The following is a 16001-nucleotide window of genomic DNA, read 5'->3' as shown; positions in this document are numbered from 1 at the left end:
TTCGCTCCAGCATGCCGGCCGGCCGGCGACTCCGGGACGGTAAAGTCCGGAATTCCGGCCCATCGTGCAATTTCGCAGGCCACACGTGCGCGAAGCAGGTCGAAGCGGCTTGCGCTGAAGAGTGCGCCAGATTGCATGAGTGGAGGGTGGCAGGGCGACAGGCCCTTTGTCGTCAGCCGACGCGGATCATGTCCGAACCGTCGCCGAGATACTGCAACGCCTCGCGCGGGATCGAAGGATCGTTGCGATCCATCACGGTAATGGTCTCGAGGTGCTCGCGCTTCAGCAGCCCCGGTCCGCGATAGTGCAGCGCGACCTTGGTCGCGTAAGGCTGACGGAACATAGTCGCGGCAATGCCGCTTGCGATGCCGAACATGAACTTCTTCGAGTTGCGCCGGACCTGCGCGAAGACGCCGAATGTCAGTTCGTTGCGCTGGATGCCCTCGAAATCAGCGGTGAACAGGCGGTCCGCGACAGGAAAGCAGAAGCCGTAATATTTGAAGACATATTCGGTCTTCTTGGGATCGTCGTAGCTCGGAAAGCGCTCGACGTAATAGTGCTGCAGGAACTCCCTGTTCCGGTAGATGCAAAGGGCGGAGCGCAGCACGAAACCCTTGTAGATGGAAGAGAACTGATAGCGGTCGTAGACGCCGACGATTTCGCTCTCCTGGGCATCGTTGCCGACAATGACGCTTGAGATGAAAGCGGACAATTCGGGCAGCTGCTTGGCGGTCGTCATCGCATGGAAGAAATTGCCGTCGACAAGCGTCCGGAATTCGTCCGGGTCGGAGAAAAGGATCGGTACGCTCAGGCCGAAGTGATTTGCGATCATCCTCAGATTCGAGGATGATGGGACGTGCGCGCCTGACAGATATTTATTGAACTGCTGGCGATTCACGTTGATCTTGCGGCAGAGACCGGCGATGGAGCCCTGCTGGTCGCACAGGGTGCGCAAATTGGCCGCGAAGGCCGCGTTGCTGCCTGTGTGCTGATCCATTGGCTCCGCCCGACTATTGCGCGTTGTGGCGCGAAATCTACTTCATATTGCGAAAGCCTTCAACTGGCTGCGAAATTGTCGGCACGCCAGCGATCGTCGAAGATCGCGGTCAAATCGGCGACGAGATACGCATGCCTCCGGATACGGTAAAGAAAAGCGGTTGGGCCGTCATGGGCACAGGCACCGTGGCCGCCGAGCAGATGGTTTCGGCCATTCGCGCGCTTGGCCATTCGCCGCTCTGGGTGGCGAGCCGCAGCGAGACCCGCGCCAACCACTTCGCCCGGGATGCCGATATTCCGCGGTCGACCACCGATCCTCACCGGGCGATCGACGATCCCCATGTCGCCTTCGTCTACATCGCCGCGGCTGTCGAACGGCGGCCCTTTTACATCCGAGCCGCAGCATCGGCAGGAAAACACATCGTCTGCGACGGCCCGATCGCCGCGACGGCAAGGACGGCGGCCGAGCTGGCGCGAATATGCGAAGCCGCCGGCGTGGTGCTGGCGATAAGCCAGCGTGCCCGCGCCTCTGCGGTGCATCAGACGATGGAGCGCCTTGTCGCCGATGGCGCCATCGGCGCGTTGCGGTCGCTCACCATTCTTCGCGGCGGACCTTATCACCCGGAACCGACACGGTGGAGCAGCCGGCCGGTCGATCGCCCTGACATCTTTCTCGAAATGTGCGTCGAGGACATCGACCTCGCCCGCTTCCTGACCGGAGAGGAACCCGGAGAAGCGCTCGCCATCGCCGACCGCAACCCGACCCAGGGTATGCCTGACCATCTGGCCTATGTGCTGCGGATGGGCGAAACGCTCTTCCAGGCGCATGAGAGCTATTCCACCGCCGACATGGAGAGCATCGTGGTCGCCGCCGGTTCGGACGGTATCCTCATCGCCAGCGGCACGCTTGGACATCGCGGCTCCGGCACTCTGGTGCGGCGCCTCGAAGGCCGCAACGAGTTTATCCCGATCCGCGAGCGCGACGCATATCTCGCGACGCTCGAACAGTTCATCGACGCGGTCGAGGGCAGATCGCCGCCGCTCGCGAATGGCGCGGACGGTTATGCGGCGCTGGCCGCCGCCGAGGCGGTGATGAAATCGGCAAAGAGGGGCCGCGTCGTCGCGACCTGAACCGCCGAGACGGTCTTGCCGGCCATCACCGGCGGCCATCCGAGACTATGAACCCAACGGAGAGTTTCCTCGATGCAAGAAAAACAGAGACTGATCCTCCACTCGCTGGTCGCCAAGTTCCAGCCGCTGGTCATGGACCTGGAGCTTGCCAGAACGGTGGGTTTCGACGGCATCGAGGCGTCTAAGCTGAAGCTCAAGGCCTTTCTCGAGGCGGGCTTCACCGAGGCTGAACTGCGCGATCGCCTGCGCGGCTTCGATATTCCCGGCCTCGGTTTTCTGGTCGACATCGAACGCACCGGCGCCGACGAGCCTGCGCTGATGGCCGACGCGGAAGAATTCTTCCATCTCGCGAAGCTTGTCGGCGCGAAGGCGGTGCAGGTGCTCACCGGCCCGGCAAACGTACAGGCGCTGATCGACTACACCAGTTCCGGAAGCACCTCCCTCTACAAGGGCGTGCTCGGCCTGCCGCGCGACGAGCAGATCAGGATCACGGCGAAGAACCTCGCAAAACTGGCCGATCGCGCCGCGGAAGAGGGCCTTCTGCTTTATCTGGAAGCGCTCGGCTGGACACCGCTAAACACGCTCGCCGACCAGCTCGAAATCATCGACCGCGCCGGCCGCGACAATGTCAGGCTGCTCATCGACTACTGGCACTGCTATGTGGCCGGAGATACGCCGGACGTCGTGGCAAAAATCGACAAGAACATCCTCTACGGCGTGCATTTCTGCGATTCGCTGCGGCATGACGGCGGCGTTCCCGTTGAGGCCGTGCTGCGCGACGTTCCGACCGGCAGCGGCGTGATCGATCTCAAGGCGTGGACCGACGCCGTGAAGGCGACCGGCTATGTCGGCTGGTGGAGCTGCGAGATGTTCTCGCGCAAGCAGCATCAGGAGAACAGCTACGAGGTCGCCCGGGGAATCCACGATCTGATGAACCGGCTGATCAACGGCTGACACCGACGAGGACGCAACGAAAAGCCGCCCTTTGCATTCGCGGGGGCGGCTTTTTTCGTTGGCAGCAGCGCTCTCCGTGTTGAACGCGGCAGAACCGGGACCGCGCTCGAACCGACCCCGGTCAGAGGGCGATGCCGGCTTTTTCCAGAGCCTCGCGGGTCGAGCGAGCCGATACGTCCGCCACTTCTTCCGCGCTCATCGTGGCGAGCATCGGCGAAAAGACCTCTGGTCCGACCTGGTTCAATCCTCCGCTCCGCGCGAGCACGGAGATGATTTCCGTGTTGGGGAACTCGCCGTCTCCGGGGAACTTGCGGTCGTAGCAATCGTCCTTGATGGACACGCCCTGCGGGAGCTCCAGCGGCCCGTCATTCAGCTGCACGCAATGGATCATCTCGCCGGGAATAGTCTTCAACACCTCGATGTCGGAGTGGCTTCTGACAAAATGCCATACGTCGAAGACGAGACCGCCGTTCTTCGCGCCTGCGCCGGACACGATCTCCCATGCCATCGAAAGCGTCGGCACGCCCCAGAGCGGAATGAATTCCAGGTCGCAGAACATGCCGTGCTCGGCCGCGCGCTTGCAGATATTGGCGTAGTGCTCGGTGATCTCGCCGATGGACATGGAATTCAGCGGGAACGTTGCGTTGAGGCTGGCATAGGTGCACCCCAGCGCCGCGCAGAGCTCGAAGAAGCGATCAGGCTCCGTGTTGACGCTGGCGATATAGACTTCGTCCATATTGTCCGGCCGCCAGATGCGCGGCCAGGTGTTCAGCGGATCGAGGCGCGTGATCTCCACGCCTGCGTCGGACGCCCGCGCGGAGATATCCTTCGCGCTCAGGCCCGAGGCGAGCAGCTTTTCAACCTCAAGCGGCATCAGCGAAAGCTGCGAGAAGCCCGCGAGCCTCGTGGCGCGCAGCTTCTCGTCGAGCGGCAGATGCGCCACATTGGAAAATGGCATCATGGTGCTGTTGACGCGACCGGCCATTTTTCGCCTCCTCGTTTTCCGTCTTACGCCTGCGGGTGCAGTTCGATTGCCAGCCAGATGGAATCCGTGTCCGCGTAATATCGATGCCACGGATATTCCCACTGGTTCTTGCCGGCGACGCGGCAGAACGGATCATGCGTATAGCCGACCGGCATCAGCACATCCTCGTAGACGGTCGCCTCGTCGCGCTGCCGGAACTTCTGCATGCGACCCAGTCCGTGGATCTGCGTGTGGACCTCGAGAAACGGATGCTCGTTGTGAATGAAGCAGTCCGTCTCGCCTGGCGACCACCACAGATTGAGCTTCAGCGTGAAACGCTGGCGGGCCTCGCCGGCCGGGCTCTCGTTGGTGAAGGCCAGCGGATCGACTTCCACCTCGCCGACCGTGTCCTGCGACGAGATGTAGAGCGGCGTGTCGCGCGGGAAGCTGCGGATGCGATTGCCGAGCCAATCCCAGCCGCGCAGGCCGACACCACCCAGATTGGTGATCTTCTTCATCGTCAGGACCGCCACCCTCTCTGCGCTGGTGACGACCCCGCCGCGCAATGCCGTCGACTTCCAAGGCAGGACGATGCCCGGGACGTCGCCGCCGACGATCATGCGCTGCGGCGACAGGTTGACGACGACTCCGTTGTCGACCGTGAGATCGCGGACATTCTCGACCAGTACGGCTTCGATGAAATCGTCCGCGAAGGACAGGCGACGGCTGGTGTTGTGGGTGGCGGCCATGTCGGTTGATCCTGTTGTCAAATCGTCACGAAATTCGGTGCGGCCCGGATGGTTGATGTGATCCGCGCGTTCATGCTGACAGTTCACGCTTCAATCGGCCTGCTGCCCGCAGCACCACGGCGGCCACCGTCAGCGCGGGATTGACCGCAGCCGAGGTCGGCAGCACGCTGGCGTCCATGATGTAGAGGTTGCCGACGTCATGCGCCCGGCAGAACGGATCGACGACCGACGTTGCAGCGTCGGCGCCAAGCCGTGCGGTGCCGCATTGATGGGAGGGAGTGCGGCGGTCGAAGGCGCGTGACAGCACGATCGGGAATCCCGCCGCCTTGAACACTTCCTTCGTCCTCTCCGACAGCGCGCGGTGGCAGGCGAGGTTCGACCGCTGCCAGTCGAGCCGGATCATGCCGTCGTTCACGGTCACGCGGCTGTCGGGATCGGGCAGGTCCTCGCTCATCACGTACCAGTCGAAAGAGTAGCGGGCGAGCAGCGCAGTCGCGAACTCCGGCGCGTATTTCATGTTGGCCTTGAAGATCGGCCCGGTGATCTTGCCAAGCAGCTGCACATTGCCGAGCGGGTATCCGCTGCGGTCGTCGCGCAGATAGAAATCGTTGAATCCGAACGTCTTCTGGTGGACCGACGTGTTGCGCATGAGCGGATCGATCGCGATCATCGCGCTGCAATTGTGGTTCATGAAATTGCGGCCGACCTGATCGGAGCCGTTGGCGAGCCCTTTCTTGTGCGCGCCGCCGGCCGAGCGCAGCAGCAACGCGGCAGAGTTCACCGCACCCGCGGCGAGGATGAAGCGGCCGGCGGCGATGCGGACCTCCGCGCCGTCCTTGCGAACCACGGCGTGCGTTATCGTCTTGCCGGCTCCATCAGTTTCCAGCCGCAGAACTTCCGCACCCGTCATCAGGGAGACGTTCTTGTGCCTGAGCGCCAGCGTCAGCGGTCCCGTCTCGGCATCGATCTTGCCTGTAAAAGTGTCCGGAAAGGCGTCCCAGGTCGTCCTGGCGCGCTTCAGCCAGGCGACATGATCGATGGCGATCGGCAGCGAGCTGGCGTGTATGCCGGTCTTGAGGATGCGCTCGCGCAAGTGTGCGACCGACGGCTCGTCGGGAACGGCACGATAGGCATAGGGCTTCGAATGCTGCGGCTCCGTCGGGTCCTCGCCGATTGCGCCGCGCACCTGAAAAAGCTGCTCGGCTTCCGAATACCAGGGCTCCATCTCCTCATAGGTGATCGGCCAGCCCGGCGTCGTGCCTTCCATGTGTTCGATCGGCGAAAAATCCTCGGCGCGATAGCGGTACATGATCGCGCCGTAGAATTTCGAGTTGCCGCCGACATTGTAGAAATTGCCGGGATTGAACGGCACGCCCGCGCCGTCCTGCCAGAGTTCCTTCGTCCGGTAGAAGCCGCGCTGGAAGATGGCGCGGTCATCGCGCGCCTCCGGCGAATCGACCAGCCGCTCGCCGCGCTCGATGATCAGGATGCGCGCTCCGGTGGGCGCCAGCACATAGGCCGCGGTGGCGCCGCCTATGCCTGAACCGATGATGACGATGTCTGCAGTCTGGTCCATGGCGTGTTCCGAGGGGTCCAGGAATGCCTGCCCGTCAAAGCGGCTCGACCGCCTGAGCATAGTCGACATTGCGATGCGCGTAACGGCGCACCCGCACGTTCGCCTGCTCGGCATGTCCGGCGAAACCTTCCATGATGCAGAGCCGCGAGCAGTGCTCCCCGATGGCGGCGGAGGCCTCGTCGGTCAGGATGCGCTGGTAGGTGCAGGTTTTCAGGAACTTGCCCACCCACAGGCCGCCCGTATAGCGGGCCGCACGCTTGGTCGGCAGCGTATGGTTGGTGCCGATGACCTTGTCCCCATACGCGACCGTGGTCCGCGCACCGAGGAAGAGCGCGCCATAATTGGTCATCCGCTCCAGGAAATAGTCGGGATCGGCCGTCATGACATGGACGTGCTCCGACGCGACCCGGTCGGCTTCGGCGACCATCTCGTCGAGCGTGTCGCACAGGATGATCTCGCCGCACTCTTCCCATGCCTTGCCGGCGATAGCCGCCGTCGGCAGGATCTTGAGCAGGCGCTCGATCTCGCGCTGCGTGTCCTTCGCCAGCTTTTCGGAGTTGGTGATCAGGACGGCCGGCGAATTGACGCCGTGCTCGGCCTGACCGAGCAGGTCGGTGGCGCAAAGTTCGCCGTCCACCGAGTCGTCGGCGATGAGGAGCGTTTCCGTCGGTCCGGCGAAGAGGTCGATGCCGACCTTGCCGAACAGGAGGCGCTTGGCTTCCGCCACATAGGCGTTGCCCGGACCTGCCACCATGTCGACGGGCTGGATCGTCTCCGTCCCGTAGGCCATTGCCGCGATCGCCTGCACGCCGCCGAGGCAGTAGATCTCGTCGGCGCCGGCAAGATGCTGCGCCGCGACGATCAGCGGCGCGAGCCCCCCCTTGAAGGGCGGCGCGCAGGTGATCACCCGGCCGCAGCCCGCCACCCTGGCGGTCAGGACCGACATATGCGCCGAGGCAAGCAGCGGATACTGCCCGCCCGGAACGTAGCAGCCGACATTGGCGACGGGGATGTTGCGGTGGCCCAGAACGACTCCGGGCAGCGTCTCCACCTCGATATCGAGCAACGCTGCCTTCTGTGCCTGTGCGAAATTGCGCACCTGCTCCTGCGCGAACTCGATATCGGCCCGCTGCTGTTTCGTCAGCCTGTCCAGGCAGGCCTGGATTTCCTGAGGCGTCAGCAGGTACGATTCGCGGTCGAGCTTGTCGAACTTGATCGAAAGTTCGCGCACGACGCGATCACCGCCCTTTTCCACCGCCGAAAGCAGATCGGTCACCGCATTGCTGAGGGATTGATTCTGGGAAATGCCTGCCGCCGGCTTCGCGGTCTTCAGATGCCTAATCATGCTCGCGAACCTCGCCGCTTCGGCCTGCCATCAGGGCAGGCCGCCTTTTCTACGGACTGGATGATGATCTCGAAGTGGAACTACATATGCTGTTCGAGCTTGCGCCCCTCGGCATATTCGGCCTGTTCCTTCTCGTAATAGGCCGGCGACGGGAAGTCCCACCAGCCGGTAACGAAAGGCCCTGCCGCGTCGCGGGACGTGGTGACCTCGACAAGAGCCGGGGCCTTGCTGTCGAGCGCCGCCTTCAGCGTTTTCTCGAGATCGGCGGAGTCCTCCACCTTCCACGATTCCATGCCGAAATTCTTCGCGACCTCCGAGATGTTGGCCGTGTAGGGTTCGCCATTCCCCTTGTGGTGGTTGAATTCCGAGGCGATATGCCGGCCCATGAACTTGCGCTGGCCGCCGCGGATCGACATGTAGCCGCGATTGTTCTGCACGAGGAAGACCGCCGGTATGTCGTTCATGACAGCCGTGCCCATCTCCGGCAGGCTCATCATGAAATCGCCGTCGCCCACGACGGCGACAACCTGACGGTCCGGCTGCGCGAGCTTGGCGCCGAGGGCGGCCGGCACCGCCCAGCCCATCGGCGAGAACGATCCGGACGTGATGTGCGTGCGCGGCTCGTAGACCGGAAAGGTCTGCTTGACAGCGCCTTGCGTGTTGCCGGAGCCGGCAAGGATGATGCCGCTGCGGTCCATCATCTTGCGCAGGGCGCCAAGCGGCCGCTGCGAGGTGAACGGGCTTTCATGACTGTCGCGGCGCGGCGCCAGCATCGCCTCCCATTCCTCCTTGGCGGCGCGAACGTCGGCGTGGAAGCGGTCGCGCCTGGCGAGCGCGCGGGCCGACTGCTGATCGGAGATCAGGGCCAGCATCGCCTCCAGCGTCGCGCGGGCGTCGGCGACGATGCCGACCTCGGTCGGATAGTTCTTGCCGATCTCGTGGTGGTCGAGATCGATATGGATCAGCTTGCCGGGCGGGATCGAGAAGCTCGCACCCTTGCGGTAGCTCGATGCCGACCAGTCGGTGAAGCGGCAGCCGACGGACATCACCACATCGGCCGATGCAGTGACCTTGTTGCCGCAGGAGGTGCCGGTCTGGCCGACGGCGCCGATGGACAGTGGATGGTCCTCGGAGATCGCGCCCTTGCCGTTCCAGGTGGAGGACACCGCCGCGCCCACCTTCTCGGCAAGGGCGGTGAGCGCCTCCGACGCATTGGCGGTGATGGCGCCGCCGCCGGCGATGATGACCGGGCGCTCCGCGTTGAGAAGCAGCGCGACGGCCTTCTCGACGGCGACCGGGTCCGGATAGGCGACGCCGACCGCCATGCGCGAGGCCAGCGGGTGGATGGTCACGTCGGCGGCCTCGGTCTGCAGATCCATCGGCACCTCGACATGCACCGGCCCCGGACGACCCGAGAGCATGGTGTTGAAGGCGCGGTGCATGATGAACGGCAGCTCGTCGACGCGGCCGACCTTGTAGGCGCGCTTCGTCACCTGTTCGGTGATGCGCGGGAAGGCATTCTCCTGCTGGCGCTCCAGCTCCTGCATAACGCCATGGCCCTTCATGTGCGTCGCCGGCCCGCCGGAAACGTAGAAGGCCGGGATGGAGTCGGTGTAGCAGGTGGCGAGGCCGATGATCGTGTTGGTGGCGCCGGGTCCGATGGAGGTCGAGCACGCCATCGGCTTGCCGCTGGCGCGGAAATAGCCGTCGGCCATGTGCACGGCGCTCTGTTCGTGCATCACCTGTATGAACGGGATTTCCGACCCCTTTTCGAGAAAGGCATCGAACAGCGACCATATGCCATGTCCCGGGACGCCGGCGACATATTCGACGCCATATTCCTTCAGCGCGCGCGCAACGATCTGCCCACCGGTCAACTTCATGATCCGACTCTCCTCAAATTGCGATTGCTCACCGCCGATCCACGGGCCGGTGTGCCGATGCCCAAATCTTCACAAGAGAGCAGCCCTCGCGACAATTGCGCAGCATGTTGAATGCTGACGCAGAATGACGCATGGCATGCGAACATTCACGCAGAAGCCGAGAACGGATACCGTTGGCTGCCGGGTTTTTTCGCCGGTCTTTTCTACAAATGCCTGCAAAATGCTGACGGCCGATGCAGGCACAAGCGCAAGGCGCATTTGTTCGCCAGCCCACTATCGCGCGAAAATCTGACGCAGACCTTCGCATGCAATGCGCAATGTCGCTTCGTGAAACTGTGCGCTGCGCAATTGAGCGTCCACAGCTTTCATAGATAGTTTCGGGTCGAGCATGCAAGGGTCCAAGACACGTTTCGAACGTGCTGAAGGGAACAATCCACCGATCGACGGTGTGCCGAACCTCGCATCGTTTCGCTGACCGGGCGCTGGCTTCAGCGCCTCGTTCGACGGCCCGCTCGGGCCGCCGTCCGGCGAAGCTTTGACCGGGCGCTGCGCCAGCATCTTTCGATCGGCTCAACAGTGGAGCGAACCGATGACACGGTCGAAAACGGTGACTGGCGGACTGCTTGCCGCTCCGGCCGTCGTCTATATGACGATCTTCTTCATCGTGCCGGCGCTGACCCTGTTCGTCTACTCGTTCTGGACATCGGCTTCCTACAGGATCGTGCCCGACTTCGTGTTCACGAACTACATCGGTTCGATCACGTCGCCTGTGTTCCTGAAGGTGACGCTGAACGCGATCACCATCGGCCTGTCGACAGCGGTGATCACGCTCATACTGGCGATCCCGGTCGGCTACTATCTCGTTTATGTCAGTCGCTCGCAGACCATCCTCTATCTGATCCTGATCACCTGGTTCTCCAGCTACCTCGTCCGCATCTACGCGTGGCGCACGCTGCTCGGCACCAACGGCGTGCTGAACACCGTGCTCCTGCAGCTCGGCATCATCGACCATCCGGTCGGCGCGTTTCTCTTCAGTCCCTTCGCGGTGACGATCACGCTGGTGCACATCTATCTGCCGTTCTGCATCCTGCTGGTCGTCTCCGCGCTTGCCGAGATCAAGCGCGAGCTGATCGACGCGTCCCGGGACCTCGGCACGTCGGCGGTGGGCGCCTTCTTCAAGGTGATCGCGCCGAACGCCGCGAACGGTCTGGTCGGCGCCTTCATGCTGACCTTCATCCTGGTCGCCGGCGATTATGTGACGCCCCAGATGCTGGGCGGCTCGTCCGGCCAGACGACCGGCCTGCTCATTGCCGACCAGTTCCGCAAGACCGGAAACTGGCCCCTCGGCGCGGCGCAGGCCTTCATCATGTTCGCGGTGTCGCTCGCCATCTATCTCGCCGTCATCGGCGTCGGACGGGCGACGGGCCTCGTGCCGAAGCGTCGCAAAGCCAAGAAAGCGGAGGTTTAGGTCATGCTGTTGCGCATCGCCGTCTGGATGATCCTTGCCTTCCTCGTCATGCCGCTCGTGATCATCGTGCTGTTCAGCTTCCACGCGTCGACGTCCCTCACCTTCCCCTTCGCCGGCTTCAGCCTGCGCTGGTACGCGGAGATCTTCTCCAACGCACAGCTCGGGGCGGCCGTTCTGAAGAGCGTATGGATCGCCTTGTTCACCGCGATCGCGACGCTGCTGCTCGGCGCGGCGGTGGCGCTCGCCTGGCTGCGGCTGGAATCGCTCGGGCGCGGCATCATCGAGGCCGTCTGCCTGACGCCAATCGCCCTCCCCGGTCTCTTCGTCGGCGTATCGCTGCTCACGCTCTTTGCGCAGGCAGGCGTCCAGCTTTCCACCGTGACGATCGTCATCGCGCATGTCGTTCTGGCCATTCCGATCCTCGTGGTGGCGATGCGCGCGCGCCTCGCGCTATTCGACCCATCGCTCGAGGAAGCCGCGCGCGATCTCGGCGCCTCGCAGTTGCAGACGTTCCGGCGGGTGACCCTGCCGCTGATCATGCCGACGCTGATCGCGTCCGCGATCCTCGCCTTCACCGTTTCCTTCGACGAATTCGTCGTGACGTCCTTCGTGGCTGGCACCGAAACGACATTGCCGATGTACATCTGGTCGATGATGCGCCGCACGGTGACACCGCTGGTGAACGCCATCTCGACGCTCGCCCTCTTCTTCTCCGTCGCGATCCTGATCGGTGCCTGGATCGTCGGTCAGGCCCGCCGCCGCTCTGCGGTCGCGAACCGCACGCCATCCTAGGAGCCGCCCCATGGACACACACACGACCCACGGCCAGACCGCTTCGGGCAAGCCCATCATCGAGATAAGCGGCGGCCGGAAGACTTTCGGCACCTTCACCGCGCTGAACGATATCGACCTGTCGATCCGGGAAGGCGAGATCGTGACGCTGCTCGGGCCTTCCGGGTGCGGCAAGACGACCCTGATGCGGCTCATCGCCGGCTTCGAGACGCTGACCGCCGGCACGGTGCGCATCGACGGCGCCGACGTCGCCGGCCTGCCGCCGGAAAAGCGCCCGGTCAATATGGTGTTCCAGCGCTACGCCCTGTTTCCGCATCTCGACGTCTTCGAGAATGTCGCCTTCGGCCTCAAGGTGAAGGGCATGAGGCGCGACGAGATCAAGCAGCGCGTCAACCGGATGCTGCACATCGTCCAGCTCGACAGCTTCGCCAATCGCTACATCGACGAATTGTCGGGCGGGCAAAGCCAGCGCGTGGCGCTGGCGCGCGCGCTGGTGAACGAGCCGAAGGTCCTTCTGCTGGACGAGCCGCTGGCCGCACTCGATCTCAAAATCCGCCAGCACATGCTCTCGGAGATGAAGCGCATCCATGTGGAGACGGGCGCGACCTTCGTCTACGTCACGCACGATCAGGACGAAGCCATGATCCTGTCGGATCGCGTGGTGCTGATGGAAAAGGGCCACATCGTCCAGATTGACCGGCCGGAAGACATGTACGCGAAGCCGCGCACACTGTTCGCCGCGAAATTCCTCGGTGAAACCAACCTGTTTGAAGGGGTCGTCGGCGAGACCGGCGCCGCCGGAACCGTGGTCGTCACGTCGTCGGGCCAGCGCTTCGCCAGCAGCGAGCGCGTCGCCAACCGGCAAGGCGACAAGGTCGTCGTTTCCATCCGCCCGGAGTCCTTCTCCTTCCATGAGAGCAGTGACGCCCCTTCGCAATCCGCGAGGGCGCGGGTGGACGATGTCGTCTTCATCGGCAGCCGTTCCTTCTACAGCCTCACCATGGCGGATGGCGCGAAGGCCCGGATTCAGGTCCAGCGCAACGCACGCGCCGCGCTGCCCCACACCGGAGAGGAAACGCAGCTTTTCTGGGAGGCCGACAATGTCGTCGTCCTGCCCTCCGCCTGACGCACCGAAGCGCACCCTTCGCAAGGTGACGCACACCTAACATCCGCCCGCGCCGTCAATTCATACGATGCGAAATTGTAACCACAGCCCTCCCGTCGAAAATCACCGATGCAAGACGGGGCAAACTCATAAAGGGAACTCTGCCATGAAAAAGATCTGGTCCACCGACGAAATCCTCAATGCGATGACGATGAGTCGCCGCTCCTTCCTGGCCGGCTCCACGGCGGCTGCCGCAGCCGGGGTGTTTTCAGCGCCCTTCCTCCCGAACACCGCCCGCGCTGCGGTCGGCGGCGACATACAGATCATGGCCTGGGAGGGCTGGGAACTCGTCGACGAACTGAAGGAGTGGCGCGAGAAGAACGGCGTCAACATCGAGGTCAGCGCCATGGGCAACCAGGACGACGTGACCACCAAGTTCAACACGCCGAGCCCGCCGCCGTTCGACGCGGCCGAATACAATCAGGGCTACGCGGATCTCTATATCGACGTGCTCAAGATCACCAAGCCGCTCGATCTGGCCAAGCTGCCGAACTACAACAAGGACAACCTGTTCGACGTGTTCTTCGACAAGCCGACCTGGTTCCGCAACGGTCAGTTGCACGGCGTTCCGTATGCCTGGGGCCTGAACACCATCGTCTACAATCCGAAGATGATGGAGAAGCCGACCTCCTATACCGACCTGCTCAAGCCCGAGCTCAAGGGGAAGATCGTGCTCGTCGACGACACGCTGGTCACCTGGCCGGTCGCCGCCACGCTCGCCGGCTTCAACACCTTCCCGAATCTCACCAAGGAAGAGATGGCGCAGACCTTCGAGCATCTGAAGCTCTACCGCGACCAGGCCCGGCTCATCAGCCTTACCTATGGCGACGTGGTGTCGCTGATGGTGTCGGGCGAGGTAGCCGCCTGCTTTGCCGGCTGGACGGGCATCCCGACCGAGACGGCCAAGCAAGGCGTCGAGACGATCTACACCATCCCGAAGGAAGGCGCGGCGACGTGGAGCGATGCGTGGTTCATGCCAAACGGCGTCGACAACGAGGACACCGCCTACGAGTTCATGAACATGGCGATCTCGCCCGAGGTTCAAGCCGCCGTCATCACCCGCAACGCGGCCGGTGTCGTCTCTTCCAAGGCGGTTGATCTCCTCCCGGCCGAGACCAAGGCGCTGTTCAACTATGCGGACGTGGAAGGCATCTTCAAGGCGGCTCCGCTGCTCGGCATCCCGCCGCTCGAATCGACGGAGTTCGCGACCTATGCGGACTGGGTCGCGGCCTGGAACGAGTTCAAGGCCGGCTGAGGCTGAACAACCCTGACCCTGGCGGCGGCAGCACATCCTCCGGCTGCTGCCGTCCTCTTGCGAAGGTGCCACCATGCCGGATTACATCATCATAGGCGGTGGGTCCGCCGGTTGTGTCGTCGCCTCGCGCCTGTCGGAAGATTCCGGCGTTTCCGTGCTCCTTCTCGAGGAAGGCCCGCGCGACAGCAGCATCGCGATCCACCTGCCGGTGATGGTCTACAAGACCGCGACGGGAAATCTCCTGCAACGCTTCGAGCAGGAGCCGACGCCCGGCATCCCCAAGCCGAAGCCGCCGGTCATGGTGCAGGCGCGCGTGCTCGGCGGCGGCAGCTCCGTCAACGCCATGCTCTATGTTCGCGGCATCCCGGCCGACTACGACGGCTGGGCCGAGGCCGGCGCGGAGGGTTGGGCCTACCGGGACGTGCTGCCATTCTTCAAGCGCGCCGAGGACAATGACACTCTGTCTGGCGAGGCGCATGGGACCGGCGGACCGCTGCGCGTTTCCAGCCCCGAACATATCAGCCCGCTGACGAAGACATGGCTGAAGGCCGCGCAGGAAGCCGGCCTCCCCTACGTCACCGATTTCAACGCCGGCGACCAGTCCGGCTGCGGCTACTACCAGATGACGCTCCGCGACGGCAGGCGCTCGAGCGCCGCCGTCTGCTATCTGAAGCCCGCCAGACGGCGGAAGAACCTGACGGTCATGACCGGCTGCCGCGTCGTGCGCATTCTGGTCGAGAACGGACGTGCCGCAGGCGTCGAATACCTGCGCGACGGCAAGCTTGTCACCGTCCGGGCCGAGCGCGAAATCGTCGTCTCGGCTGGCGCCATCAACTCGCCGCGCCTTCTGATGCTGTCCGGCATCGGCCCTGCCGATCATCTGAGAAAGGTCGGCTTCCCCGTCGTGCACGACCTGCCCGGCGTCGGCCGGAATCTGCAGGACCACATGGACGTCTATCTCGTCTACGAGCTTGCAGGTCCCCATGGCTATGATCGTTACAAGGCGCTTCGCTGGAAAGCCTGGGCCGGCGTGCAATATGCGCTGTTCCGCAGCGGACCGGTCTGCTCCAACGTCATCGAGGCGGGCGCATTCTGGCGCGCCAACGGCGGCGATCCCAATCCCGACATCCAGTATGCATTTCTTGCGGGATCCGGCGTCGAGGAAGGCGTGACGCCGGTTCCGAGCGGTTTCGGCTGCACGCTGAACGCCTGCCAGACCCGTCCGCGCTCGCGCGGCTATGTGGAGCTTCGCTCGGCCGATCCTGCGGCGCCGCCGCGCATCGTACCCAACTATCTTGCGGAGCAGTACGATCTCGACACGATGGCCGAGGGCGTGCGGTTCGGACAGGAGATCATGTCCCAGCCGGCGCTGCGGCCGCTGATAAGACGGGAGCACCTCCCCGGCCGGCCGTTGAAGACGAAGGACGACTACCGCGACTATGTGCGCCAGGAAGCGCAAGGCGCGATACATCCGATCGGGACGTGCCGCATCGGCAATGACGACATGGCCGTCGTCGACAGCCAGCTTCGCGTCCACGGACTTTCCGGCCTGCGCGTCGCCGACGCGTCGATCATGCCGTCGCTGCCGTCCGGAAACACCAACGCGCCGGCCATCATGGTCGGCGAGCGGGCGGCCGACTTCATCCGCTCGCGCCGCAACGACTAGCCCGACCGAGAGAAGCGGCGCTTGATATAGGGTCAGCCGCGAAGAGAGGCGCTTCGG

The 16001-nt window shown here is 63.7% G+C and carries 13 protein-coding genes; 7 read left to right on the top strand and 6 right to left on the bottom strand.

All coding sequences use genetic code 11. From position 1 onward, the window contains the following. Positions 1-172: 172 nt before the first annotated feature. Positions 173-997 carry a helix-turn-helix domain-containing protein gene (locus tag M9955_15225; GenBank protein MCO5082993.1) on the bottom strand — a complete coding sequence of 275 codons (825 nt, stop codon included), beginning with the start codon at positions 995-997 and terminating at the stop codon, positions 173-175. Between the two features lie 170 nt (positions 998-1167). Between M9955_15225 and M9955_15220 the strand changes: the two genes are divergently transcribed. Next, a complete protein-coding gene (locus M9955_15220; protein ID MCO5082992.1) occupies positions 1168-2127 on the top strand; it encodes a Gfo/Idh/MocA family oxidoreductase in 960 nt (319 codons plus the stop codon). A 72-nt stretch (positions 2128-2199) separates the two neighbouring features. After that, on the top strand, positions 2200-3081 hold the full coding sequence (locus tag M9955_15215; GenBank protein ID MCO5082991.1) for a sugar phosphate isomerase/epimerase: 882 nt from the start codon (positions 2200-2202) through the stop codon (positions 3079-3081). Between the two features lie 121 nt (positions 3082-3202). On the opposite strand, the gene M9955_15210 is transcribed toward M9955_15215, so the two are convergent. From M9955_15210 to M9955_15190, 5 genes are all read right to left on the bottom strand, one after another. After that, positions 3203-4066, bottom strand: a complete 864-nt coding sequence (locus M9955_15210) for a sugar phosphate isomerase/epimerase (protein ID MCO5082990.1) — start codon at positions 4064-4066, stop codon at positions 3203-3205. Between the two features lie 23 nt (positions 4067-4089). Continuing rightward, positions 4090-4794, bottom strand: coding sequence for a hypothetical protein (locus M9955_15205; protein MCO5082989.1), 705 nt, complete (start codon positions 4792-4794; stop codon positions 4090-4092). A gap of 70 nt (positions 4795-4864) precedes the next feature. After that, entirely contained in the window at positions 4865-6370 is a 1506-nt protein-coding gene (locus M9955_15200) for a GMC family oxidoreductase (GenBank protein ID MCO5082988.1), read from the bottom strand. 34 nt (positions 6371-6404) lie between these two features. Beyond that, on the bottom strand, positions 6405-7715 hold the full coding sequence (gene hisD, locus M9955_15195) for a histidinol dehydrogenase (GenBank protein MCO5082987.1): 1311 nt from the start codon (positions 7713-7715) through the stop codon (positions 6405-6407). A gap of 80 nt (positions 7716-7795) precedes the next feature. Beyond that, entirely contained in the window at positions 7796-9598 is a 1803-nt protein-coding gene (locus M9955_15190) for a thiamine pyrophosphate-binding protein (GenBank protein ID MCO5082986.1), read from the bottom strand. A 589-nt stretch (positions 9599-10187) separates the two neighbouring features. Here M9955_15190 and M9955_15185 point away from each other — a divergent pair. The 5 genes from M9955_15185 to M9955_15165 all read left to right on the top strand — a co-directional run bounded on the left by M9955_15185 (position 10188) and on the right by M9955_15165 (position 15944). Then, positions 10188-11066 (top strand): ABC transporter permease, encoded by an 879-nt coding sequence (locus M9955_15185; protein MCO5082985.1) that lies wholly within the window; start codon positions 10188-10190, stop codon positions 11064-11066. A gap of 3 nt (positions 11067-11069) precedes the next feature. Beyond that, positions 11070-11858 (top strand): ABC transporter permease, encoded by a 789-nt coding sequence (locus M9955_15180; protein ID MCO5082984.1) that lies wholly within the window; start codon positions 11070-11072, stop codon positions 11856-11858. 10 nt (positions 11859-11868) lie between these two features. Next, on the top strand, positions 11869-12984 hold the full coding sequence (locus M9955_15175) for an ABC transporter ATP-binding protein (GenBank protein ID MCO5082983.1): 1116 nt from the start codon (positions 11869-11871) through the stop codon (positions 12982-12984). 145 nt (positions 12985-13129) lie between these two features. Next, complete coding sequence (locus tag M9955_15170) at positions 13130-14278, top strand: extracellular solute-binding protein (GenBank protein ID MCO5082982.1); 1149 nt, start codon at positions 13130-13132, stop codon at positions 14276-14278. Positions 14279-14351: 73 nt separating this feature from the next. Continuing rightward, positions 14352-15944, top strand: coding sequence for a GMC family oxidoreductase N-terminal domain-containing protein (locus M9955_15165; protein ID MCO5082981.1), 1593 nt, complete (start codon positions 14352-14354; stop codon positions 15942-15944). The last annotated feature ends 57 nt before the right edge of the window (positions 15945-16001 follow it).

This window comes from Rhizobiaceae bacterium (assembly GCA_023953845.1).
Classification (GTDB): Bacteria; Pseudomonadota; Alphaproteobacteria; order Rhizobiales; family Rhizobiaceae; genus Arvimicrobium.
This window is presented reverse-complemented; position numbering and strand designations above follow the sequence as displayed.